The following is a 23,760-nucleotide window of genomic DNA, read 5'->3' as shown; positions in this document are numbered from 1 at the left end:
GCTGTGAATTGACGCCAGGCGGATCACCGATCCGCCATGCTGGCGCAAGCTGCGTCAGGCACTGTCGCAACAACGCGGCGCGGATCCGCCCGCACAGCCAAGGATTTCGTCCCCTAATGAGAGACCGAGTCTTCGATTCTGAGGACGACGCCGCGCAATTTATCGCAATCGTCAAGGCGAACGATCCGAACGATGATTTTATCTATGTGATTTCAGGCGACCAGCGGAACGCTGGAAAATACATTATCGAAATTTTTGGCCAGGACGGGAGGCCTCTCGGAAGAGTTTGAAGGCGCGATGGGCTTTTTTTTGCGATCAAGGGCGCGCCCTTGATCGGGCTTGCATCATTCGCCCGTCTGAACGCGATCCTGGCGCAGCACCTCCTGAAGCGTCCGCCTCAAGCCGTGAAGCTGGTCGATCAGATGGAGGATGACCGCGACGGCTTCATCGTTGACGCCGATATCCGTCTTGAGATCGCGGATGAGTTGCGCCCGCGCGACGTCCGTTTCGGAAAAATCTTCGGCCTCGCCCTCGCGTCGCGGGATCAGCCATTCCTCCTCGATCCAGGCTTCAAGCGTGTGCGCTTCGAGGCGCGCCCGCATCAGGAACTGCTGTCGGTCAATCATTCAGGCCTCCATGCCGGCACGCGGGTTTTGAGCTTTCCCCGCGGCCCAGTTCGTCACGAATGATTCAAGCTCCGGATCGCTCTTTTCAGGCAGCATGACTTTCAAGGTGACATATTCGTCGCCGCGGCTTCCGTCCGGGCGCGCGACCCCTTTGCCTTTGAGGCGCAGCTTGCCGCCGGAGTTCGCGCCCCTCGGCACCTTCATGCTGACGGCGCCGGTCGGCGTTGGGACTTTGACCTCGCCGCCGAGAACGGCCTCTGCGAGGCTGATCGGCAAGGTCAGGTGAACATCGTCGCCCTCGCGCGCGAAAAACGGGTGGGGCCGCACCTCCAGTTCGACAAGCCCGTCACCGGGCGGGCCGCCGCCGAAACCCGGCTCGCCCTTTCCGCGCAGCCGAAGAATTTGCCCTTCCCGCGCCCCCGCCGGGATATTGACGTCGAGCGTCGCGCCGTCCGGCAATCCGACGCGAGCCGTTCCGCCATTGACCGCCGTCAGAAAATCGACGGGCAAGTGATAATGAATGTCGCGGCCGGCCGCCTGGCGCCGGCGGGCGCCGCGCAGGATGCTCGCCAGCGTCTCATCGTCCATGAAGTCAGCGTAGGCCGACTCATTGGCGTAAGGATTGGCGCCAGGGCCCGCGCCAGCGTAATCGCGATAGTATTGCTGAGGCGCCCGCTCGGCGCCAGAGGCGTCGATTTCGCCATTGTCGAACCGCTTTCGCTTATCGGCGTCGCCAAGCAGACCATAGGCCGAGGCAACCTCCTTGAATTCCTCTTCGGCTTTGACATTGCCTGGATTGAGGTCGGGGTGGAGCTTTTTCGCCAGCTTGCGATAGGCCTTCTGAATATCCGCCGCTGATGCGTTGCGTTCGACGCCGAGGACCTCATATGGATCTCTGCTCACGGCTTCTCCTTGAAGTTTTCGTCGCAGCGCGGCGCTTTTCCGCCGGCGGCCAGCATGATGGCGGAAACAAGTGCGGCTGTGTCAGCCAAAAAGCGTTTAAGCAATAGATTGAGCGACGCCCTCCGGCGCCGGGCGATGCCGGCGCGCCGCCCTGCGCTTAGTTGATCGAACCGGCCCTGTCGGTCAAGGCCCGGCTTTCCGATCGGCCGCCCCTGACATTTTGGTCCAAAAACAGCCCTTCACAAGGTTTTGACCGCGAAGCGAGCGATGCCGTTCCGCTGAAGCGCCAAATGCTTGAAGAGGCGCGCCAAACGTGCTTGACCAAGCAGGCATGTTGTGACGTTCGAGCCTTCTGGCAGGTCGGAAGACGCCAAACGCCTCACGGCCCGGACCTGTAGCGCAGCCGGAGTGGGGCCGTTGTGACCGGCGTGCCCGCGACACCGACAGCGTTGCAGAGTCCGTCCATCCGCAAGGGACAAAATCGTGATGAAAACCAAACTTCTTCTTCGCAGCGTTCTGTTCGCCCTGCTGCTGACGCCGCTCGCGGCTGAGGCGCAGAGCCTCTCGAGCGGCATCCAGAGCGGGGCCGCTGAGGGCGCCCGCTCCGGCGGCCCGGTCGGCGCAGTTCTCGGCGGCGTCGCTGGCGGCGTCATCGGCGGCGTCGGCGGCGTCGGCAACGCCGTCTTCGGCGCGGCCCACTGGCCGACGCTTCAGGATTATGTGCGCGAGGGGAACGTGCCTTCGCAGACGATTCGCGGTCCGGTCAGGATCGGGGAAAGGTTGCCGAGAGGGCTGACCGTTTACGCCGTGCCGCCGGAATATGGCGTCGACAGGCGCTACAGCTTCTCGGTCGTGAACAACGAGATCGTTCTGGTTGATTCGCGCAGCCGCCGCATCGTCCAGGTCATATCGGCCGCCTGAGCGGCTTTGCCCGGTCGACTCATGCATGTGATTCGATCGGGCTCGCTCCGCCTCTCGAACGGCGCCCCCCTTCGGGTTAGGTGAAACTGACTGACGGAAAGCCATGCAAAGCCCTCAAGGCTCGTTTCTGTTCGATCTCGACGGCACGCTGGTCGACAGCGTCTACCAGCATGTGCTGGCCTGGGACGAGGCTTTGAAGGCGGAAGGGATCGAGCTTTCGATCTGGCGCATCCACCGCAAGATCGGCATGAGCGGCGGCCTGTTCACGCATATGCTCCTGCGCGAAACTGAACTCGAAATCAGCCCGGAGCGCATCGAACGGCTGCAAAAGCGCCATGCCGAGGCCTATCGCAGCCGGGCGGACGCCATCCGCCCTCTTCCCGGCGCGCGTCAGCTGCTCGCCTATCTGACCGAGGCCGGCGTTCCGTGGGCGATCGCGACAAGCGGACGCATGGAGACGGCGGCTCCCGTTCTGGAAACGCTTGGCGTCGATTTAAAGCGCGTCGTCGTGGTCACGCGCGATCAGGTGAAATACGCCAAACCCGACCCTGATCTTTTTCTCACCGCCGCGGCGCGCCTTGGCGTCGAAACGCTTACGGCGACCGTCGTCGGCGACAGCGTCTGGGACATGCTGGCGAGCCGGCGCGCGCGCTGCCTCGGCATTGGCCTTCTCTCGGGAGGTTATGGCCAGGAAGAGCTGGAGCGCGCCGGCGCCTATCGCGTCTATGAAGACCCCGCCGACATGCTGAAGCGCATCGACGAGGTGGCGGGACGCGCATAGGCCGGGCTCGCGACGGCGGCAAAACACCGGCCGGCGCGAGGCGCTGAACTGCCTGCTTGACACAATTCGCCCGCATGCCTATGCCAACGCCTCGTCGCGCTTCATTGCAGCGCGCGGGGCGGAGTAGCTCAGCCGGCTAGAGCAGAGGAATCATAATCCTTGTGTCGGGGGTTCGAGTCCCTCCTCCGCTACCATCCTTCCCCACACTCCTTTGACCTGATTGGGGTAGGCCTGCTCGCCGAGAAGCGCCGTTAGCCATCCGGCAATCTCGACTAGGACGCCGCCGGGCCGGGACGCGTCGCGGGAGACCGTCACAGTCTCGCCCAAACCGCGCATCGGCTCCGCCGCTTCCGAGTCGCCAGCGTCAATGCCGCCAGCCAAGGCGTCCTGAAGCCGCGCCAGTTGCCCGTCCATCACAATTTCTGAATACCGGCCACTACGGCGGGAAGGATGCTGGAAGATATCTTTTTCTTCGCGTTTTCAGTTATAAGTCAGTTACGATCGAAAGCTTAATTCAGGTCAATGCCTGAGTTCCTCAAAGATTTTAATCATTTTTTTATGCCGGAGCAGCCTAGTCAAACAAATTCTCTCACCGCGGTGACCGAGCGGGAGATACGCGAGCGTGACCTGATCGAGGTCATTGCGCAGCTTGTGCGCGAGCTGCATCCGCAGCGCGTCAGATTCATCGACATCGTACCGTCAAGCCGGATCGAGCGCGATCTCGGGATCGATAGCCTGGGCCGAACCGAGCTGATCCTACGGATCGAGCGCGCGTTTCGCGTCCGCCTGCCTGCCCAGACCATTGGCGAGGCGGAAACCGTCCGTGACCTTCAGCAAGCCCTGGAACAAGCCGGACCTAGGCGGCAGCGGACGGCGCTAGAATCGGTGCCGGTTTCTGCCCTGCCGGCCGTGCCGGCCGCGAACCAGGCGCAAACTCTGGTCGAGGTTCTTGAGTGGCATGCAGCGCAACATCCCAACCGTCTGCATCTTACTGTGCTACAGGACGAGGCGACGGTTCTTGGCGCACTGACTTACGCCGAACTCGCAGCCAGAGCACACAACGTCGCACGCGGCTTGATCGGGCGCGACATCGCGCCCGCGGATCGCGTTGCCTTGATGCTGCCGACCAGCATCGACTTTTTCATCGCATTCTTCGGCATCCTTTGCGCCGGCGCCATTCCAGTGCCGATCTATCCGCCCATGCGGCTGTCGCAACTCGAGGATCATCTACGCCGCCAGACCGGCATTCTGCGTAATGCCGGCAGTTGCATGCTGATAACAATGCCGGAGGGGCGGCGGCTCGCCGCACTGCTCCGTCCGCAAGTCGAGAGCTTAACCGCTATCGTGAGCGTTGGGGACCTGGAGGCTTCCCCGCCACCGGTCGATCTGCCTCCTATTAATGATCCCAATTCGGTCGCGCTTATTCAGTATACATCCGGCAGCACTGGCGATCCGAAAGGCGTGGTGCTCAGTCACGCCAACCTGCTTGCCAACATTCGAGCGATGGGCGGAGTCATGGACGCGAGCTCGGCCGATGTCTTCGTCAGTTGGCTGCCGCTTTATCACGACATGGGTCTGATAGGCGCGTGGCTGGGATGTCTGCACTTTGCCGCGGCGCTTTATGTCATGTCGCCATTGAGTTTCCTCGTGCGGCCCGAAAGTTGGCTGTGGGCGATTCACCGCTTTCGCGCCACCCTTTCCGCGTCTCCCAATTTCGGGTTCGAGCTATGCCTGAACAAGATTGCCGATGCTGACCTTGAAGGACTAGACCTTAGCTCATTGCGCATGGTTCCGAATGGCGCAGAACCAGTAAGCGCCCAGACGTTACGCCGGTTCGTCGATCGATTTGGTCACTATGGTTTCCCCGCGTGCGCCATGGCGCCGGTTTATGGTCTTGCCGAAAGCTCAGTGGGACTCGCATTTCCGCCGCGTGGCCGCCCGCCTCTTATCGACCGTGTCAACCGCAATCGGCTGAGCACCGAAGGGTTGGCCGAGCCGGCAAGCTCCGAAAACTCTAGGCCACTCGAAATTGTAGCGTGCGGCCAGCCGCTACCCAACCACGAAATTCGCATCGTCGACGAGGCGGGTTACGAACTCGGCGAACGACAGGAAGGAAGGCTCGAGTTCCGTGGACCTTCGACAACGCGTGGCTACTTCCGCAACGAAACCAAGACACGCGAACTTTTTCACGATGGTTGGCTCGACAGTGCTGACCGTGCTTATATGGCGGGAGGCGACGTTTACATCACCGGTCGCATCAAAGACATCATCATTCGCGCCGGTCGTCACCTCTACCCACAGGAAATAGAGGAGGGCGTGGCTGAGATCGCTGGAATTCGCAAGGGCGGGGTCGCCGTATTTGGCGCGACCGATCGAAGCTCTGGCACCGAGCGCCTCGTTGTCCTCGCGGAGACTCGGGAGACCGACCCGGCGGTGCGCGCGGGGCTGCAGGCGCGCGCGCACGAGATCACGACCGACATCGCGGGAACGCCGCCCGATGAAATCATCCTCGCGCCGCCGCGCACGGTGCCGAAGACCTCGAGCGGCAAGATCCGCCGTAGCGCGGCCAAGGAGATTTACGAGAGCGGCCATATCGGTCCGCAACAACGAGCCCTAAGGTGGCAGCTTCTTCGCTTGGCGCTGTCCGGCGTTGGCCCCCAGATTAGGCGCTTGGCGCGAGCGTCGCGCGAAACCATATACGCAGCTTGGTGGTGGACTGTGCTTATCGGCGCATTCCTATTGGGATCGCTTGCCGTGCTCATCCTGCCTCGCCTCGCCTGGCGTTGGTCCGCTCTCCGGTGGATTGGACGCAGGGCGCTTTCAACGATGGGAGTCCAGCTTTCGACGAGCGGCATCGACCGTATTCCAAGCCGAGGCGCGATGCTTGTGTTCAATCATTCCAGTTATGTGGATTCTCTCATCCTCGCTGCGGTTCTCCCGGGCGAGCCAGCGATCGTTGCGAAAAGAGAATTGTTCACGCAATTTATCGCAGGCCCACTCCTGCGGCGTCTCGAAATACCATTCGTCGAGCGCTATGACATGTCCGGCAGTCTTGCAGATGCGGAGGAGTTAATCGCTCTTGCGCATAAAGGCCGCATCCTGGTCTTCTTCCCGGAGGGCACTTTCACCCGAAGGGTAGGCCTTTCCGAGTTCTATCTTGGGGCGTTCAAGACGGCGGCTGAGGCGAACCTTCCTGTCCTGCCGGGCATCCTCCGCGGCACCCGATCGATACTGCGCAGCGATCAATGGTTTCCCCGGCGCGGTGCGGTCACCGTCGAGATTGGGCAGCCGGTTATGCCGTCGGGCACGGATTTCAAGGCAGTTGTGCAGTTGCGCGATGCGGTGCGCAAAATCATATTGTCTCGTTGTGGAGAACCTGACCTTGGTGAGTTGATGAAGCCCTCTGTCTCATAGGCTGCAGAGGAAGCAAAGGGTGGAGGCAAAGCCTGTCCGGAGTGAAAAAATGCATATCGACAGAACCCAATTCGGGAGCATCACGATCGGTGGGAAAACCTATGAGCACGATGTGGTCATTCGTCTGTCCGGCAAAGTAAAAAAGCGGCAAAAGGCGCTCTCGAAAGAGCAGTATGGAACTTCCCACATCATATCGAAAGCGGAGGCGAAGTCTATCTTCGAGGAAGGCTGCGATTTGTTGATCATCGGCGCCGGTCAAGAAGGGAATGTGCGCCCGTCTCCGGAGGCCAGCGCATATTTCGAAAAGAAGGGTTGCCGCGTCATAGTGGAGCCGACGCCCGACGCCATTCAATCATTCAACCACTCACGGGAGAAAAAGATCGGCCTCATGCATGTCACATGTTAAATTGGCCCTTCGAATGCGATGGCGGCGCTCAAGCGCGCCCCTAAAGGGTCCGAACAATCTCTTTAAAGCGGCCCCACTCGGTCGCCGTCCAAATTTCGGTGTGGGCATGGCCAAAGGTGCGGACCAGGGTCGACACCTTGCTAGCTGTCTCGATGTCTTTGGCGCGGAATATATCCAAATAATCGCAAGGTCCTAGTATTGCGTAGCTGTTGACCCACTCAACATCGGGGCACTCCTTCCGCACGCGCTCCATGACCTGGCGTTCAAGGTCCTCAAGCGCCTCGGGCGAGCGCACTGCCTCCGAGCTGAGGCGCGTCAGCATGACGAAAGTCAGCATGGCGATATCCTCTTTTCAGTTCAGACATCAGACGCGAGACGCCGGACTGGGCAATTCGTTCCAGTCAAGGCCGACTTCGTCGACGATTTTTCTCACAGTTTTCGGATCACGCTGCTTCTTCATCCCGACGCCGAAGAATAACGCTTCGGTCGCTCGGGCGCACAATCACATGAGCACGCCCATGTGTTCTGACCGTGCCCTTGCTGTTTCCACCCATGCAGCGATCCATAATATCTTCAACGTCCAGCGCCAACTTACCAGCAAGAACTCGCGGGAGCCTGCAAGGCCTCGGCGATGCAGCCGTAGCGCGAAATCGTCGCTAGATTTGAACCTGATATGCTAACTGATTTTTTACGTGCTCTCATTGGCGATGCGACAGAGCTATTGTGACCGCTCCCTGCAGGGAGGGTTTTCAAGAACGGTAAGGATGATGGAGAAGATCTGGCTGAAAAGCTATCCGGCCGGCGTAGCTGCTGAAGTGAATGTCGACGAGTACCATTCGCTCGGCGAACTGTTCGACAGGAGCGTGGCCAGTTTCGGGCAGCGCGCAGCTTTCGTCAACATGGGCCAGGCCATCACCTATCGTGAGCTCGATCGCTTGTCGCGCAATTTCGGCGCCTACCTGCAAGGGGCGCTGAAACTGCAACCCGGCGCCCGAGTCGCTTTTGTGATGCCGAATATCCTGCAATACCCGATTGCCCTGTTCGGCGCCCTCAGGGCCGGTTACACGGTGGTGAACTGCAATCCTCTTTATACGCCCAGAGAGTTGGCCCGCCAGCTGAACGATTCGGGGGCTGAGGCCATCGTTATCCTTGAGAACCGCGCCTGGGTTCTCGAGAAAGTCATCGCCGGGACCGAGATCAAGCATGTGATCGCCACGCAAATCGGCGATATGCTGTGCCTCCCCAGGAACGTCATCGTCAATTTCGTCGTCAAGTTCGTGAGAAGAATGGTCCCGGCGTGGCGAATCCCCGGGGCGGTTTCCTTCAGATCGGCCTTAAAGCAGGGCAAGTCGCTGGAGTGGAGGCCGGTGAAGCTAGGGCATGACGATATCGCCTTCCTACAATACACGGGCGGGATCACGGGCGTTCCCAAGGGCGCCATGCTCACGCACGGCAACATCCTGGCGAACCTTCAGCAGGCCCATGCCTGGATGAGGCCCTTTTTTAAAGAAGGCGACGAAATCGTAATCACCGCGTTGCCGCTCTACCATATCTTTGCGATGACGGCGAACTGCCTGATCTTTGTCAAGCTCGGCGGCGCCAATGTCCTGATCACAGATCCGCGCGATATCGCCGGATTGCTGAAGGAGTTGAGGAAGCATCCATTCACGGCCATCACCGGCGTGAATACGCTATTCAACGCCTTGCTTCGCCATCCGGACTTTAGCAAGCTGGATTTCTCGCACTTGCGCAACTGCCTCAGCGGGGGAATGGCGTTGCATCAGGCGGTCGCCGAGAAATGGAAAAAGATCACCGGTGCAACGCTCATCGAGGCCTATGGCCTGACGGAGGCCTCGCCCGGCGTGACGATGAACCCGTTCAATCTTCGACAATTCAACGGTTCCGTCGGCCTCCCCCTGCCCTCGACCGAGGTCGCGATCCGTGACGATCAAGGTCACGATCTACCCATCGGCCAAGCCGGAGAACTATGCGTGCGCGGTCCCCAAGTCATGAAGGGCTATTGGAGACGTCCTGACGAGACCGCCAAGGCGATAATGCCGGATGGATTCCTGCGCACCGGCGACATCGCCGTCATGGATGAGAAGGGATTTATCCGAATTGTCGATCGCAAGAAGGACACGATTGTGGTCTCGGGCTTCAAAGTCTATCCGAACGAGGTGGAAGAGGTAGTGGTGATGCACCGGGGCGTCCTAGATGTGGGCGCGGTGGGCGTACCGGACGCCAATTCCGGTGAAGCCGTAAAGATCTTCGTCGTGAAGAAAGACGCCAATCTCACAGCGGCGGATTTGGTCGCCCACTGCCGCAAGAGTTTGGCCGCGTACAAGGTTCCGCGTCACATCGAGTTTCGCAACGACTTGCCTAAATCGGCCATCGGCAAAGTCCTGCGGCGAGTTCTTCGTGAAGGCGAGCCTTGATCGGCGCGCGAAATCTTTGGCCTTGCTGTTGGTCTCACCTTGGCAAGCGTTGATAAGGCATTGCCACGTCGCCGGCCCGTTTGCCGTTCATTGGCTTCAGCCGTAACCATCGATGATGACCAAGAATCAACTATGAGGGCTACGTAAGCGATGTTTGCGCGATCACCAACACTGTCTATTCATGGCGCAAGGAGGACAAGATTATTGGCAGCATGGCGCCGGGAAAGATCGCCAGAGCTAGAACAGGACCCCTACGCGTCAATGCCTGGCACAGGCTTAGTCCCCTTCGAACACCTCTCGCCAATGTTCCATCGCTTCAATCTGGTGACGTCCAAGATCAGTTAGGGCCAGGGCATCGCCTGGGGACCAATTGCACACCGCTCTGCCGAGATCGAAACATGGAAGGCGCTCACAAAGACCCCGCGCGCGATCGGATAGCGGGTGAGCGGTCCACGGATTTTCAAGCAAGATCAGGCCATCAGACACGACCAAGATGGCTCCGGATAGCTTGGTCTTTTTTTCTCCCGTAACCCGGAAGCGGCCATCATGTTCCATGGGCGCCACGCGATCGCGCGGAAAAAAGCAATCCTCGAAAACAGGAGCGCCGCGCCAGCCATAGAACGCATACCATAATGCGCCTGAAGTGAGCCCGTCACGTCCGGAAATGAGGGGAGCGGCCTGCTCTAGCTTCATGGCCTCGGGCCAGAGGCCGAAGCTTCTGAAGTCAATCCAGAGCAATGAAGGGGCTTTGTCAGAGAGTTGCGTCTCATCGCCCCTGGCTGCGCACACGCGGCTGATCAAGTCAGCCCGAACGCTATGAGGAGGCCTCGTCGGATCGGGAGCGCCGCCGGGCTGCAACACCGAAACCGTTGTCTCAATGGTCGCGTGTTCCCCTTTGGTCGCGAAATGCTCGACGCCCGGAGGCGTTCCGCCCAGAAGGTGCTTGTCTGCGCCACATTGGTGCTTTGTGAACACCTCGACCACAATTAACTCGTCTCCAGCATCAACAGAAAACTCGGGTGCGGCCACCTCCGATTGCGCTATGGGACTTACGCCAAAACCGGCATGCAGCAACCCGCCGTACGCACGAAGTTCGGCCAACGCCGCTGCCGCGTCCTCAGGATCTTCAAGGCGCGTGAGACGCCCATGAAGTGCGCGAAGCCAGTCGATGCCCCCGGCTTTGGCCACGAGCGCGACAGATTGGTTCGTCAGAAACTCGACTGTCTTCGGCTCATCATAAAAGATAGGATACCAAGTCGGATATCGGCCTGTCGGGATCAGGGGCGCTTTCTCGATCTCGGAGAGTTCAGCGTAAGTTAGCAGATCCCGAACAGAACTTGGCGTCACGGTCATTGGTTTTCCTAGGCCGGGGTTAATGACTGCGGTTGAGCTGCAAGGCGTTCTCGGGGAATTTAGGCCCGATGGGTACGGGCGCGCCGGTGTCCGCGTCCAGCCGCTTTAGGCGGCTCACATGGATAAAAGCCCCCCCGGATCTGCAGGGAGAAACTTTCTTCAGTAGATAATTTCGCCCTGATCTTTCTGAAAACTGATTACGTAAGTTGCTGTGACTTGGTTGGCGCGGGCGCCAATACCAGACAACATACCGTTAGACAGCACCAAATTTCCAATAATGACAGTTTCTGTAATTGTCTTTTGATCATCGCCGTACACAACAAGCTTGCCATATGGTGGCTGTGAGTGGCTATTGACCCAGTTAAAATTCGCGTGATACCCCTTTCCTTCGCCGTACTTCGTTGGAAAGAACAGTGAGCCATGCGATCCAAAAAGCCATTCGGTTGAGCTGTCGAGCCAGGGATGGGTATAGCTAGCCTTGCCAAGATACACGCTTACCGTTCCATCTGCTTGATTAGATGCAATCACAACATCTACCCAATAGTCCCAATGCGGCTTGAATTGTTTATTCCATTCGACCAAATCTTTCATCAAATCATCTATAGAAGACATGCACGATATCCTCTTTTTACCAACACGAGTTGTGTTTGGCGTGGGTTTGCCATCCGCTTTCGATATTGCTATTTGAGCATACCGTACTAACTATTAATCCTAACCCAATGGATTGTCCCGCGCCATCATTTTGAGCCGACATCCTTGATTTCGAGGCTTAGATTGCCGTTTTGGGGGCTTCCAGTCGCGCCACAGATCGGAATCATTTGGGAGCGAGGCCGTACGCCTCTGACCATGTCCACTGGACTTACGGCCCTTCGCGCGGTCAGATTGAACGGGACCTCGCGGGTTCTTGAGCCCTTGCCGTGACGGGACATGAACGCTGCATGATCAGTCGCGCAGGGCAGACGTCCGCGATCCGCAGCGCTGTCACCCCCGCCGACCCCTGAGCCCCGTCTGCGGCATGACTTGGACGAGCGCTAAGTGCGCCGGCCGACCCGTGGGTGAAGCGCCTGAGGCCCGCAGCATCGCATGAACCAGGCCAGGTAGCGGCCCATGCAGGCCGCCGTCAGCGTTGCAATTATGGCGAGCATGTGGATGATTGGGACCAAGGTAAATCTGCTTTCATGTCATCGCGGCGTCATTATCCTTCGCTCTGACCGATCGAGAGAGCCTTCGACAAAGATAGGGTAAGCGACGCCGCAGACTTTGTGGCTGCGCTAACTGACGCGAATCCATGCGTCTAGGCAACCGACTATGATCAGGTGCTCACACCTATCAAACGTTTGATGCAAACGTTACAGTTGCTCCGCTAGGGGCCACGGAGCTTCCAATGGACGCAATCGCCACATTGACCATGAATCCGGCATTGGACATCAATGCAGCGACCGAGCGCGTAATTCCTGGCGAGAAGCTCCGCTGCACGGCGCCGCGATATGATCCTGGCGGTGGCGGCATCAACGTCGCACGCGCGGTGCGATTGCTCGGCGGCGACGCGATCGCCGTGTTTCCCCTCGGCGGTCCAACCGGAGTCCGGTTGGAGCAGCTTCTGAAAGAGGAAAAGATTGACTATCGTTCTCTAGCGATCGCAGGGCTGACGCGCGAAAGCTTTACAGTCGACGAGCGGCAAACGGGCCAGCAGTTTCGGTTCATCATGGCCGGGCCGACCCTGACGGAGATTGAACAGCAACGCTGTCTCGATCAGATCTCGTCGCTTGAACCAAAACCCGCCTACATTGTGGGCAGCGGCAGCCTGCCTCCGGGAGTACCTTTTGACTTCTATGCTCGTCTCGCTGAGCGGGCCAAGAGACTCGGCGCCCGTCTGATTGTCGATACATCTGGCGAGGCGTTGCGCCAAGCTGGTCATGGCAACATCTACCTCCTCAAGCTGAGTCTCCGAGAACTGCAGGAGCTGGTGGGAAGGGAGATTGACGACGAGCGGCGGCAGGAGATCGCGGCGCGCGAACTCATTAAGGAAGCGCGCAGCGAGATCGTTGTCCTCTCTCTTGGAGGCGCCGGTGCGCTCCTCGCGACCGCAGAAGGATTCCGGCGCTTTGGTCCGATCAAGGTGCCAGTCAGGAGCACGGTCGGCGCTGGCGACAGTATGGTGGCGGGTATCGTTCTTAGCCTCGTGCGTGGACGGTCGATCGAGGAATCGGTTTGCTTCGGAACGGCGGCGGGCGCGGCGGCGGTCATGAGGCAGGGGACCGAGTTATGCGCCCGCCAGGATACAGAGCGTCTTTTCGCTCAGATGTGTCGGCCCTTTAACATATGCGCGGGATAGCCGGCTGGCGCCTAAACACGGCGCTGTCTACTGCTCCGTCTCTTTCTCAAGATCTGATGCGCCTGAACGGAAACTGGAATAGCTGAGCGGAACACTGGAGAGCCATTGTAAGCTGTGATAGACCGTCGCCGACGTGACGAAATGCGGCGGGACTGCGCTCTAACGCTGCATCCATCGTTATCTGCCAACCGCCACTACGGCGACGCCCACGCTTCATATAGCAGACTTCGTGTCGGAATGGCGCTTCGCCGACGGTCGCGTGGCGCATTACATCAGTGGCTACGCACCGCGGCGAACCGAAGCCCACCGGTGAATGCAGCCTTAATCGCACCCGCCGAACAGCAGATATACGCTTTGAAAATCGCAATCGTGAAGGCAGATTGATTGAAATCATGGCATTTCATAGCAAAGGATTTTTTTGTATCAGCCTTATCCAACTCGCCGGACAATCAATGGGAGAGCGGCAGCAGTGACGCCGAGAGTAAGAGAGATTCTGAGTTGGTACGGAGCCGATAACGTCGGGACGCTGACCAACGTGGCCCGCCTATTGAACCACGGTCGGTTGGCGGGGACAGGGAAGCTTGTGATCCTGCCGGTCGACCAGGGCTTCGAGCATGGGCCGGCGCGCTCATTTGCATCAAACCCACTCGCCTACAATCCGCATTACCACTTCGAACTTGCGATCGAGGCGGGCTGTAATGCCTACGCCGCTCCTTTGGGCTTCCTGGAGGCAGGCGCTCGCGATTTCGCGGGCGAGATTCCGCTCATCTTGAAATGCAACGACAATAATGCGCTTCTGGACGAGAAGGATCCGAATCAGGCGCTGACCGCCAGCGTACAGGATGCGCGCCGTCTCGGCTGCTGCGCGATCGGCTTCACGATTTATCCAGGCTCGGCCCATCAGCTTGAAATGTTTGGGCAGATCCGCGCCTATGCTGAAGAGGCAAAGCGATATGGGCTCGCAGTTGTCATATGGTCCTACCCGCGCGGATCAGATTTAGACAAGGAAGGCGAAACCGCGATCGACGTGGTCGGTTACGCCGCGCACATCGCGGCTCAGCTCGGGGCGCACATCATCAAGGTGAAGTTGCCGACCGCATATATTGAACAAGAGTCCGCCCGCAATGTATACGATCAGCTGCATGTTCCAATTGCAACCCTTGCCGAGCGGGTGCGCCATGTTGTCGAATGCGCCTTCGCCGGTCGGCGCATAGTCATTTTCTCCGGAGGCCCTGCGGTCTCCGATCAGGATAAACTGCTCGATGAGGTTCGCGCAATCCATGCTGGCGGCGGGTTTGGCTCCATCATTGGCCGCAACTCGTTTCAGCGTCCAAAGAAAGATGCGCTCCGGTTGCTGGGCGCGGTCATGGATATCTATGCAGACACGCCTGACCGGTTAACCGCGTAATGTTCCCAAGCATTTCGTCGCCTTGACTTCAAAAGTTTGCAGCTCGCTCGCCAAGCGCGGCTAAGCTTTTGGAGAAACAGCCCTGAAAATTGCTTCGAAATCCGCGGCCCTCAGGCTTGAGCGACCGACCAGCACGCCGCCAACTTCAGGCAGCGCGAGGATCTCACGCGCGTTGGACGGGTTGACGGATCCGCCGTAGAGGATGCGCATCGTCTTCCCTTTCGCCCCAAAACGCCCCACGAGGCAGTGGCGGATATGGGTAAGCATTTCCGCGATCTCCTCCGGAGTCGCCGCGCCCTCGGCTCCGATCGCCCACAGCGGCTCATAGGCGATCGCGTTGGCGGACGAAACCATGCCTTCGGGAACACTTCCTGCAATTTGATCGCTGCATACGGACAACGCCTTGCCGTCCCGCCGCTGTGGTTCCGTCTCGCCGATGCAGATGATTGCCTGAATGCCTACCCGCCAAGCGGCTTTCGCCTTCGCCGCCACCATTGCATCGGTCTCGCAATGATGTTGGCGGCGTTCCGAGTGTCCGACAATGACCGCAGAGGCGCCCGCATCCTTCAGCATTTCCGCGCTGATGCCCCCCGTGAAGGCGCCGGCAGCTTCCTTGTGGCAATCCTGCCCTCCGATGGCGATGCGGCCAGCGGCCCTCTGCGCGGCGCGCGCGATCAGAGTCGAGGGCGGGCAGATCAGAACGTCAGTAAACGGTGGCGTCGCAGTCACAGAGGCGGCAATCGCCTCGATCTCGCCAAGCTGCGACGATAAACCGTTCATCTTCCAGTTTCCGGCGATCAAAGGCCGCATGTTCTACTCACGGTTCCGGTGCGAACGGCAAAACGGAGACGCCGTCCGTCGCCTGGGTTTTCAAGACCGAAGGCGGCGTGACTTAATGGACGACGAGGCTCGTCTGACGCCTGAGTTTAGGCGGCGTCCTTTTGGCGTCGCAAGCGGCAATTTTGGCTTGAGGCCTCAGAATGCCGAGAGAAAGTCGATCTCCCGCACCGCTTTGCCATATTGACCCAAATCATGGCCGCTGCATTCATTCCGGGTATCAGTCGTCCAGGAAGAATGGGAGGCTGTCATGGAAAGCGAAACCTTTCGCCAATGGCTATCGGAGCGCGGCTGTACCTTCGAGGCTGGCAAGGACTCGGCCGGAGCACACGGTCATGCTTATGTGACCGTGCGCCGAGGCGACCGAAGGTCGGTTCTCCCTGAGGTGGGGTCCAAGAAGCGGCTTGATTCGAGAATTGTGCGACCAGTCGTCGACGAATTGGGTCTCGACTGGAATGAATTGCCCGGTCCCGCGTCTCGCGTTTGACGCCTTGAAGCGAAGAGGAAGATCGGGGTTAGTTTGATCTTTGGCAATCAAAAGCGGGATTCGATCATGGAACTCATGGAGGCGATTTTTGGACGACGCTCCGTCCGAGATTATCTACCTGACGCCGTACCGCAAGAGGCGATCAATCGTTTGGTCGATGCGGCGATCCACGCGCCGAACGCAATCAATCAGCAACCTTGGTCTTTCGCCGTGGTCCAGGAGCGATCGCTGCTCGATCAGATATCGCGCGACGCCAAGGCTCACTTGCTGAGCATCCGGTCCACGGCCCCCATGCCGGCGCATCTCTATGAAAGACTAGCAGACCCGGACTTCCACATCTTCTACCACGCGCCGACCCTGATCGTGATCTCGGCCATCGCGCAGGGACCATGGATTGTCGAGGACTGTGCGCTGGCAGCTGAAAACCTCATGCTCGCGGCTCACGGTGCCGGCTTCGGCTCTTGCTGGATCGGGCTCGCGCAGGCCTGGTTCGGCACGCCGAAGGGAAAGGAAACAATTGGCGTTCCAGAACCCCATGTCCCTGTGGCCCCGATCATCGTCGGTCGCCCAAGGACTCCCGCGCCGGCCGTTCCACGAAAAACGCCCGAAGTTCGTTGGATCAGTTAGATCGCTTCGCAACGCCACAGACGCAAGGCGCGGCGGCGGTTGAGTTCGAGCCATTTCGTTGCAGATTGCGCCGATCCCACGCGAGGGCGCTTGAGCGCAGCTTGTGAGACTCAGCTATCGCGTTCGCTTGCGGTTTATTGTTCGGGTCGCGATCTGAGGTCGTAGCGCTGAAGGACTTGTCTTTGCTGCCGCCGCGTCCGTGGTGCGACCAGTCAGTGTTTGAGGAGCTTTTTTAGTTCGCCAAGCGGCCGCGTATTGATGACGTCGCCAGACTCGAGCCAGCCGCGGCGCGCCTGGTCGACGCCAAACCGCATATATCCGAGCGCCGCGGTCGTGTGAGCGTCGGTCGAGATCGCGACTTTGACGCCCATCGATTTCGCGGCTTGAGCGTGCACATCTGTCAGATCCAGCCGCTCCGGCTCAGCATTCACCTCGAGGTGGCAACCGCGCTCATGCGCCGCAGCGATGACGCGCTCCATATCGACGTCATAGGGCTCCCGCTCTCCAATCAATCGGGCGGTCGGATGCGCCAGGATCGACATGTTCCGGTTGTCCATCGCGCGGATGATCCGCTCCGTCTGAGCCTGGCGGAAGAGATCGAACTTATAATGGACGGCGGCAACAACGACATCAAGACGAGACAGGATTTTATTTGGAAGATCAAGGCGACCATCCGCCAAAATATCGACCTCGACGCCTTTGAGCACGACGAAGCCCTCGAGTTCGTCGTTGAGGCGATCAACTTCGTCAATTTGCCGCGAAAGCCGCGCAGGATCGAGGCCATGAGCGATGGTTACGCGCTGGCTGTGGTCCGTGATCGCCATATAGGCGTAGCCGCGCTCTCTGGCTGCTGCTGCCATGTCGGCAATGGAAACCGTGCCGTCGCTCCACTCCGAATGGACGTGAAGATCGCCGCGAATGTCGGAGAGCGACACGAGCTTGGGCAGCCGTTTCTTCTTTGCCAGCACGACTTCGCCCCGGTCCTCGCGCAGCTCCGGTGGGACGAAGGCGAGGTCGAGCTTCCCATAGACGTCTTCCTCTGTCGCACCGGCGATCTGCCGCTCGCCGTCGAAAAGACCATATTCATTGAGTTTCCAACCGCGCTCATTGGCGAGAGCGCGGAGCGCGATATTGTGCGCCTTGGAGCCGGTAAAATACATCAGAGCCGCGCCGTAACTCTGCTCCGGAACGACGCGGAGGTCGACCTGGAGGCCGGAGCGAAGCACGACGGTGGTCCGCGTCGGCCCGTGGGCGAGGACGTTCGCCACGTTCTCATATTTTGAGAGCCTGTCTCCGGCAGCCGCATTGCGGTGCGCGGCGACAAGAATATCCAGATCCCCGACCGTGTCGCGACGCCGGCGATAGCTGCCCGCCACTACGACCCGAGCTTTGTCCAACCCCGGGCGCAGGAAGCTGACAAGCGCTTCCGCCTCCGCCTCGGCCATTGCGAGTTTAAACCTCTTCTGGCTCGGGGGCTTGGCGAGCGCGGCAAGGAGCTTCGCCTCGCTCTTTGGGCCGAAGCCCCGGAGCTCGCGGAGACGCCCCGCCTTGGCGGCGCGATAAAGATCTTCGATCGAGCGAACGCCGAGCTTGTCGTAGAGAAGCTTGACGCGTTTCGGACCGAGACCGGGCAAGGCGGCTATCTCGCCCAGATCGCCGGGCAGCTCGTCCTTCAAGGATTCGAGGAGATCGAATTTTCCGGTTGTGACGATGGCCGCAATCTTACCGGCCAAATCTTTGCCGATGCCGGGCAATTCCGAGAGATCTTCCCCTGCTTTCAGAAGACTCGTAACGCTTTTAGGCAATCCTTCAATGAGGCGCGCCGCTCGGCGGTATGCCCTGCTGCGAAAAGGGTTATCGCCCTTGATCTCCAGTAGCTCGGCCGCTTGGTCGAACAACGCCGCAATCTCGGCATTCTGCACCGGCATCGATCCTGTTCCCTATCTTCAGGAAGGCGCGTAAGCAGCGAATCCGGCGACACAGCCTGGAAAACCCTCGTGAACGAAACCGATCTTACTGATCATCGCTGGTACGTTCCCACGAGGATTGTTTCCGCAAGAAGATGTTTGCGCGCCTCTCGTTCGACATCCCGGCAGGATGGATTCCTGCGCACTGGCAGATGGTCTATTGAGAGCGCAAGCAGCCGGAAATGGTAATGATGCGGCCCATGGCCGCGTGGTGGGCAGGGGCCGCCGTAATCCGATCGGCCGAAGTCGTTAAGCGCCTGTTTTGAGCCATCCTCGCCTCCGGGCCGACCAGCGCCCTCGGGGAGCGCTGTACGATCGGCAGGAAGATCGTAAGCCGCCCAGTGACGCCAAATCCCTGCCGGAGCATCGGGGTCGTCGCAGAGAAGGACAAAACTGCGAGTTCCTTCCGGCGCATCAGTCCAATGGAGCGGCGGGGACACGTCTTCGCCCGCACAGGTAAAACGCCGCGGGATAGCGCTACCGTCGGAAAAGGCGCTCGATCTGAGTTGCATGGATTCGTCTCCCACACTCTAAGGCCGCGCTGCGGCCGCCGCGCGTTCCGCATCCGCCACCACCTTCAGCGCGCCGATCAGGCTGGATGGATTGACGCTGATGGAATCAATTCCCCAGCCGACCAGAGCGGCGGCGATCTCGGGATAGTTTGCAGGCGCCTCGCCGCAGATGCCGACATGGCGCCCGTTACGCTTCGCGCCCGTGACGGCGAGACGCAGCATCTCCAGCATGCCGGGGTCGCGCTCGTCGAAATCGAAGGCGACGATCTCGGAGTCCCGGTCGACGCCCAAGGTGAGCTGCGTCAAATCATTGGAGCCGATGGAAAAACCGTCGAACAGCTCGGCGAAGGCGTCGATGCGGATGACATTATTGGGGATCTCGCACATGACGAAGACCTCGAGCCCGTTCTCGCCGCGCTTCAGCCCATTGCGCTCCAATGCCGCCAGCACCCGTCTGGCTTCCTCCTCGCGCCGGACGAAAGGCGCCATGACCTTGAGATTTGTGAGGCCCATTCCCTCGCGCACGCGGCGCAAGGCCGCGCATTCAAGAGCAAAGCCCGCGGCATAGGCCGGATGATCGTAGCGGGAGGCGCCTCGAAAGCCGAGCATCGGATTGTCTTCCTTCGGCTCAAAGCCGGCGCCGCCGATCAGCCCGGCGTATTCATTCGTCTTGAAGTCCGAGAGGCGGACAATCACGGGGCGGGGATAAAAGGCCGCGGCGATGGTCCCGACGCCCTCGGAGAGGCGTTCGATGAAGAAATCGGCCGGCCGTGGATAACCCCGGACGGCGCGCGCGATCGCAGCCCTGGCCTTGGCCGACACGACCTTGGCCGGCTCGGCAAGCGCCATGGGGTGGATCCCAATGTGCTGCTGGATGATGAATTCCATACGCGCCAGACCGACGCCGGCCGATGGCAGTTCGGCCGCGCGAAAGGCGAGGTCGGGATCGCCCAGATTGACCATGACCTCCGTCTTGGGCGTCGGCAGGTCCTTGAAGTCGATAACCGAGGCCTCGAAAGGAATGGCGCCCGCATAGACCCGCCCGACGTCGCCTTCCGCGCAGGATACTGTCACGGTCGCGCCGGTCTTGAGCTTCAAGGTCGCATCGCCCGTTCCGACCACGGCCGGCACGCCGGCCTCGCGCGCCACGATCGCCGCATGGCAGGTGCGCCCGCCGCGGTTGGTGATGATGGCGGCGGCCGTTTTCATCACCGTCTGCCAGTCGGGCCTCGTGGTTTCCGCCACCAGAATCTCGCCAGGGCGGAAGGCGTCGAGATCCTCAACGCTGGAGACGACGCGGGCGATGCCGGTCGCGATCTTCTCGCCGACCGCGCGGCCGGTGACAATGACCGGCCCCGACCCCTTGATCGCATAAGTCTGCAGAATATTGGCGGCGCGGCGCGAGGCCACCGTCTCCGGCCGGGCCTGAACGATATAGAGCTCGCCGGTCTTGCCATCCTTGGCCCATTCGATATCCATGGGCATAGGCCGGCCGGCTTTCAGCGAATAGTGATCCTCGATCGCGATCGCATAGCCGGTCAGGGCGAGCACGTCCTCATCGGAAATGCAGAAACGCTCCCGCTCCGCCTTCGACGTCGGCTTGTTTCTGGTTCTCGCGCCCGCGCCGGCGCTTTCCGCATAGATCATCCTGAGCTGCTTCGCGCCCATCCTGCGCGCGAGCACCGTCCGAAATCCTTTCTTGAAGGTCGGCTTGTGCACATAAAACTCATCCGGGTCGATGCTGCCCTGGACGATATTCTCACCGAGGCCATAGCCGCCGGTGACGAAAACCACATCGCGGAATCCGGTCTCGGTGTCGAGGGTGAAGATCACGCCGCTCGAGCCGACATCCGAACGCACCATTTTGATCACGGCGACGGACAGGGCGACCTTGAAATGATCGAAGCCATTGTCGAGGCGGTAGGTGATGGCGCGGTCGGTGAAGATCGAGGCGAAGCACTGCCGGCAGGCCTCGACCGCGGCGGCTTCGCCGCTCACGTTCAGATAGCTCTCATGCTGGCCGGCAAAGCTCGCCGTCGGCAGATCCTCGGCCGTCGCCGAACTGCGCACCGCGACGGAGAGGCTCCCGCCGCATCTTTTCTTCAACTCCCGGTAGGCGGCGACGATCTGACGGCGAAGCTCCTCGCCTCCAGTCGCTGTGTAGACGATCCGGCGCGCCTCGGCCGCCCTTTCGGACAAAAGATCGACGTCGCTTACGTCCAGCCCGTCGAGCAGGCGATGCAATGGCGCAGAGGCGCCCGCCGCCGTGAGGGCGTCGCGGTAAGCCTCAGCGGTGACGGCGAAGCCCGGCGGAACCTTGACGCCCTGGCCCGAAAGCGCCGAGCAGAGCTCGCCGAGCGAGGCCGTTTTGCCGCCGACGATGGCGACATCGGCGCCGCTGAGGTCTTCAAACCAGCGGATATAGTTTGAGCTGGTCATTAGCTTCCTCTACCTGGCTGAGGTTGCGAGCCTGCTCCAACCAGAGATCGAGCCCTTTGATCACGATCAACGGTGGCGGGACAATCGTGTTGGGACGCCCGCAATTTAATTGCAGGCAGCTGCCTGGAACGTTAGTCGATGCCGCCTGAACGAACAATCCTGCGGCCTGGCGACGTCCTCGGCACGAAGCCGCGCGAGCCATTTACGAAGCATGACTGGCGGCGCCTCAAGGGACCAACGTCGAGACGGATGCAGCCGCGCGGCTTGATGCCGCTCAAGGCGCGCCGATACAACAAACCAAAGCTTATGCGAGGCGAGCATTGGTCCCGCCAAACGGAGACGCGGCTGATGGCGAAACCTCGCATCTGGTCGCCCTCGCATGTTCGGCCTATATCTGGCGGCCGGCTGAGCTTGTTCGCGTTGAAGGGAACCGAAGGGCTTGGCCAAGCGATCAGCCGGCTCCTCGGGCGACTTGCTCCGCGAAGCGCTGGAGGCGTCCACGGGCCGGCCGGTCGGCAAAGCATTCGCGGAAAAGCATCGCAGCGCCGGCGTTGTCTCCGGCGACCTTTTCGCTTGCGACGTCGCGGGGGCCGTCTGCATAATCGTCGACGATCTCGTCAGCACGGGCGGAACGCTCGTACGCGCGGCTCATGCCGCGCGTGGATCGCGGCGCGCGGTGGATCATCGCCTGCATCGCGCACGGCCTCTTCATGCCGGGCGCCGAGAAGACGCTGGCCGACCCGGCCATCGAGCGCATCATCACGACCGATACGGTTCCTCCCTTCCGGCTTCCGGCTGGTCCCGTCCGAGACAAGCTCGCCATCGCGTCGGCTGCGCCGCTGCTGGCCGAGGCGATCGCCCGGCTCCACGACCAGCCGCTCACAGATCTCCTTGTGTTTTGAGTCGCGGCTCTCGTGGAGGACTCGGCGGTATGGTCCGTCATGCGGCTGCGGCTAAACTTGAGCTCGGTCGCACGCGTCTAGCCTATGAGGTGCGCCAGCTCTCGCACGCAAGGCGGGCGGCGGCGTTGATCGCGCTCCTCGGTGAAGCGTTAATCATGAGATCGGCGCTGGGCACAAGAACGCGCCATATGCATGTCAGCACGTCAACCGACCGCATCACGCCAGCGCAGCGTCAGTCTCCCGTGTGGCGTCAGGCGGACCCGCGCGCCGAACGGAGAGCTTTCGCGATCGAGCGTCCGGCGCATCCACTCGACATCAGCTCTCGATGCTGGAACAAGCTGAAAACGCCGGATTTGAAGCACCGAGAGTTCGAGACTCGCAAGATGTCCGGTCAAGGCATCGAAACCGGCGAAATACATCACGGCGAGATCGCCGCGAAATTCCTCGTAGCCGCGAATGCCCTCATAATCGTTCAGGAAGTCGCCGCAGCCATAGAGGATCAGTCGATCCATGTAAATTTCGATGGCTTTCGCGTGGTGCGAGGAATGGCCGTGGACAAGAGAAACATTGGCCTGATCGATGAGGCCGCGCGCAAATCGTCGTTGCTCTTCTGGAACCTCATATCCCCAATTTGCTCCCCAATGAATGAACGCGATGACCAGATCGCCTGGCCGCCGTACGCTCTCCACCTGTTCCGCGATCCGCGCGACGCTTTCATCGGCAAAGTCGGAGAGAAGGTTCACGCCAGCGGCCACCGGAGTCGCTCCCCAATTCCGTGGGACGCCGCTCGTCGGGGACGCGAAAGAAAATACCAGCAAGCGTCCTTTGCCGGCGATCTCGAGGATCGCCGGCGCGCGCGCTTGCGCCAGATCGCGGCCAGCTCCGGCGGTCCTGATCCCCAAACGTTCGAGCGTGGCCAATGTTTCGAGCAGTCCGGCGCGCCCCCAGTCGAGGACATGGTTGTTGCCGAGGGCGCAGCAATCGACGCCGGCGGCAGGCAGGCACGCGGCGTTTTCCGGGCTCATTCGATAGTTGATGCCTTTTTCAGCATAGGCGTCGCTACGCGTAATGCTGGTTTCGAGATTGATGATGCGAGCGTCGGGTGCCTTCCGGTTCAGCTCGTCCAAAGCGGCGCCCCAGATATAGGACGGCGCAACCGGCGCTGGAATCGATCCGTTCGCCTGCTCGGCGAGACGAACATATCTATTTGCCGAATGCACATAATCTTCATGCAGACTAGGGTCGCATGGATGCGGCAAGATCTGATCGATGCCGCGCCCCGTCATCACGTCGCCGCAGAGAAAGACGCGAATGACTTGGCGCGGCGCCGGGGAGTCGAATGTGGACCGAGCCGAGGGGCTCATGCTCAATACCCTGCTTTCGATCGCCTTTGACGAAGGCGATCGG

20 protein-coding genes and 1 tRNA gene are annotated in these 23,760 nt (G+C 60.4%); 10 read left to right on the top strand and 11 right to left on the bottom strand.

The genetic code is table 11. The annotated features are described in order from the left end of the window. Nucleotides 1–344 precede the first annotated feature (344 nt). Both SIN04_RS20105 and SIN04_RS20100 read right to left on the bottom strand, forming a co-directional pair. Nucleotides 345–626, bottom strand: a complete 282-nt coding sequence (locus tag SIN04_RS20105; RefSeq protein WP_244605917.1) for a chaperone modulator CbpM — start codon at nucleotides 624–626, stop codon at nucleotides 345–347. Continuing rightward, entirely contained in the window at nucleotides 627–1,529 is a 903-nt protein-coding gene (locus SIN04_RS20100; RefSeq protein WP_134492160.1) for a DnaJ C-terminal domain-containing protein, read from the bottom strand. A 486-nt stretch (nucleotides 1,530–2,015) separates the two neighbouring features. Here SIN04_RS20100 and SIN04_RS20095 point away from each other — a divergent pair, with 486 nt between their 5' ends. The 5 genes from SIN04_RS20095 (at nucleotide 2,016) to SIN04_RS20075 (ending at nucleotide 7,051) form a co-directional block, all read left to right on the top strand. Further along, nucleotides 2,016–2,450 (top strand): DUF1236 domain-containing protein, encoded by a 435-nt coding sequence (locus tag SIN04_RS20095; RefSeq protein ID WP_134492158.1) that lies wholly within the window; start codon nucleotides 2,016–2,018, stop codon nucleotides 2,448–2,450. A gap of 103 nt (nucleotides 2,451–2,553) precedes the next feature. After that, nucleotides 2,554–3,231, top strand: coding sequence for an HAD family hydrolase (locus tag SIN04_RS20090; protein WP_134492156.1), 678 nt, complete (start codon nucleotides 2,554–2,556; stop codon nucleotides 3,229–3,231). Nucleotides 3,232–3,348: 117 nt separating this feature from the next. Next, a tRNA-Met gene (locus tag SIN04_RS20085) sits at nucleotides 3,349–3,425 on the top strand. Between the two features lie 364 nt (nucleotides 3,426–3,789). Further along, nucleotides 3,790–6,645 carry an AMP-binding protein gene (locus SIN04_RS20080; protein WP_134492722.1) on the top strand — a complete coding sequence of 952 codons (2,856 nt, stop codon included), beginning with the start codon at nucleotides 3,790–3,792 and terminating at the stop codon, nucleotides 6,643–6,645. 49 nt (nucleotides 6,646–6,694) lie between these two features. Beyond that, nucleotides 6,695–7,051: an Mth938-like domain-containing protein gene (locus tag SIN04_RS20075; protein WP_134492154.1), complete on the top strand. Its 357-nt coding sequence runs from the start codon at nucleotides 6,695–6,697 to the stop codon at nucleotides 7,049–7,051. A gap of 40 nt (nucleotides 7,052–7,091) precedes the next feature. Here the strand turns inward: SIN04_RS20075 and SIN04_RS20070 are convergent, their stop codons facing one another. Next, nucleotides 7,092–7,388, bottom strand: coding sequence for a GYD domain-containing protein (locus SIN04_RS20070; RefSeq protein ID WP_134492152.1), 297 nt, complete (start codon nucleotides 7,386–7,388; stop codon nucleotides 7,092–7,094). 430 nt (nucleotides 7,389–7,818) lie between these two features. Here SIN04_RS20070 and SIN04_RS20065 point away from each other — a divergent pair, with 430 nt between their 5' ends. After that, nucleotides 7,819–9,486: an AMP-binding protein gene (locus tag SIN04_RS20065; protein ID WP_134492720.1), complete on the top strand. Its 1,668-nt coding sequence runs from the start codon at nucleotides 7,819–7,821 to the stop codon at nucleotides 9,484–9,486. 276 nt (nucleotides 9,487–9,762) lie between these two features. On the opposite strand, the gene SIN04_RS20060 is transcribed toward SIN04_RS20065, so the two are convergent. Beyond that, nucleotides 9,763–10,839 (bottom strand): hypothetical protein, encoded by a 1,077-nt coding sequence (locus SIN04_RS20060; protein WP_134492150.1) that lies wholly within the window; start codon nucleotides 10,837–10,839, stop codon nucleotides 9,763–9,765. Nucleotides 10,840–10,998: 159 nt separating this feature from the next. Beyond that, complete coding sequence (locus tag SIN04_RS20055; RefSeq protein ID WP_134492148.1) at nucleotides 10,999–11,451, bottom strand: hypothetical protein; 453 nt, start codon at nucleotides 11,449–11,451, stop codon at nucleotides 10,999–11,001. 772 nt (nucleotides 11,452–12,223) lie between these two features. Here SIN04_RS20055 and SIN04_RS20050 point away from each other — a divergent pair. Both SIN04_RS20050 and SIN04_RS20045 read left to right on the top strand, forming a co-directional pair. After that, nucleotides 12,224–13,174, top strand: coding sequence for a 1-phosphofructokinase family hexose kinase (locus SIN04_RS20050; protein ID WP_134492146.1), 951 nt, complete (start codon nucleotides 12,224–12,226; stop codon nucleotides 13,172–13,174). Nucleotides 13,175–13,643: 469 nt separating this feature from the next. Beyond that, a complete protein-coding gene (locus SIN04_RS20045) occupies nucleotides 13,644–14,582 on the top strand; it encodes a class I fructose-bisphosphate aldolase (RefSeq protein ID WP_134492144.1) in 939 nt (312 codons plus the stop codon). A 60-nt stretch (nucleotides 14,583–14,642) separates the two neighbouring features. On the opposite strand, the gene tpiA is transcribed toward SIN04_RS20045, so the two are convergent. Further along, complete coding sequence (tpiA, locus tag SIN04_RS20040) at nucleotides 14,643–15,392, bottom strand: triose-phosphate isomerase (protein ID WP_134492142.1); 750 nt, start codon at nucleotides 15,390–15,392, stop codon at nucleotides 14,643–14,645. A 580-nt stretch (nucleotides 15,393–15,972) separates the two neighbouring features. Here tpiA and SIN04_RS20035 point away from each other — a divergent pair. Beyond that, nucleotides 15,973–16,533, top strand: coding sequence for a nitroreductase family protein (locus SIN04_RS20035; protein WP_134492140.1), 561 nt, complete (start codon nucleotides 15,973–15,975; stop codon nucleotides 16,531–16,533). A gap of 212 nt (nucleotides 16,534–16,745) precedes the next feature. On the opposite strand, the gene polX is transcribed toward SIN04_RS20035, so the two are convergent. The 4 genes from polX to SIN04_RS20015 all read right to left on the bottom strand — a co-directional run bounded on the left by polX (nucleotide 16,746) and on the right by SIN04_RS20015 (nucleotide 22,103). Further along, nucleotides 16,746–18,461, bottom strand: coding sequence for a DNA polymerase/3'-5' exonuclease PolX (gene polX, locus SIN04_RS20030; protein WP_134492138.1), 1,716 nt, complete (start codon nucleotides 18,459–18,461; stop codon nucleotides 16,746–16,748). 92 nt (nucleotides 18,462–18,553) lie between these two features. Then, complete coding sequence (locus SIN04_RS20025; protein WP_134492136.1) at nucleotides 18,554–19,012, bottom strand: YbhB/YbcL family Raf kinase inhibitor-like protein; 459 nt, start codon at nucleotides 19,010–19,012, stop codon at nucleotides 18,554–18,556. Nucleotides 19,013–19,030: 18 nt separating this feature from the next. Further along, nucleotides 19,031–21,451 (bottom strand): phosphoenolpyruvate synthase, encoded by a 2,421-nt coding sequence (gene ppsA, locus SIN04_RS20020; protein ID WP_134492134.1) that lies wholly within the window; start codon nucleotides 21,449–21,451, stop codon nucleotides 19,031–19,033. Nucleotides 21,452–21,902: 451 nt separating this feature from the next. Further along, complete coding sequence (locus tag SIN04_RS20015; RefSeq protein WP_244605915.1) at nucleotides 21,903–22,103, bottom strand: hypothetical protein; 201 nt, start codon at nucleotides 22,101–22,103, stop codon at nucleotides 21,903–21,905. Between SIN04_RS20015 and SIN04_RS20010 the strand changes: the two genes are divergently transcribed. Continuing rightward, a complete protein-coding gene (locus SIN04_RS20010) occupies nucleotides 22,102–22,353 on the top strand; it encodes a hypothetical protein (protein ID WP_244605914.1) in 252 nt (83 codons plus the stop codon). The two genes, SIN04_RS20015 and SIN04_RS20010, sit on opposite strands and share 2 nt — an antisense overlap. A 203-nt stretch (nucleotides 22,354–22,556) precedes the next feature. Here SIN04_RS20010 and SIN04_RS20005 read toward each other — a convergent pair whose 3' ends face one another. Beyond that, complete coding sequence (locus SIN04_RS20005; RefSeq protein WP_134492132.1) at nucleotides 22,557–23,717, bottom strand: CapA family protein; 1,161 nt, start codon at nucleotides 23,715–23,717, stop codon at nucleotides 22,557–22,559. Between the last annotated feature and the right edge of the window lie 43 nt (nucleotides 23,718–23,760).

Origin of the sequence: Methylocella tundrae (assembly GCF_038024855.1) — a bacterium.
GTDB classification, from domain to species: domain Bacteria; phylum Pseudomonadota; class Alphaproteobacteria; order Rhizobiales; family Beijerinckiaceae; genus Methylocapsa; species Methylocapsa tundrae.
Note: the sequence above shows the minus strand (reverse complement) of the source record. Positions and strands in the feature narration are given on the sequence as shown.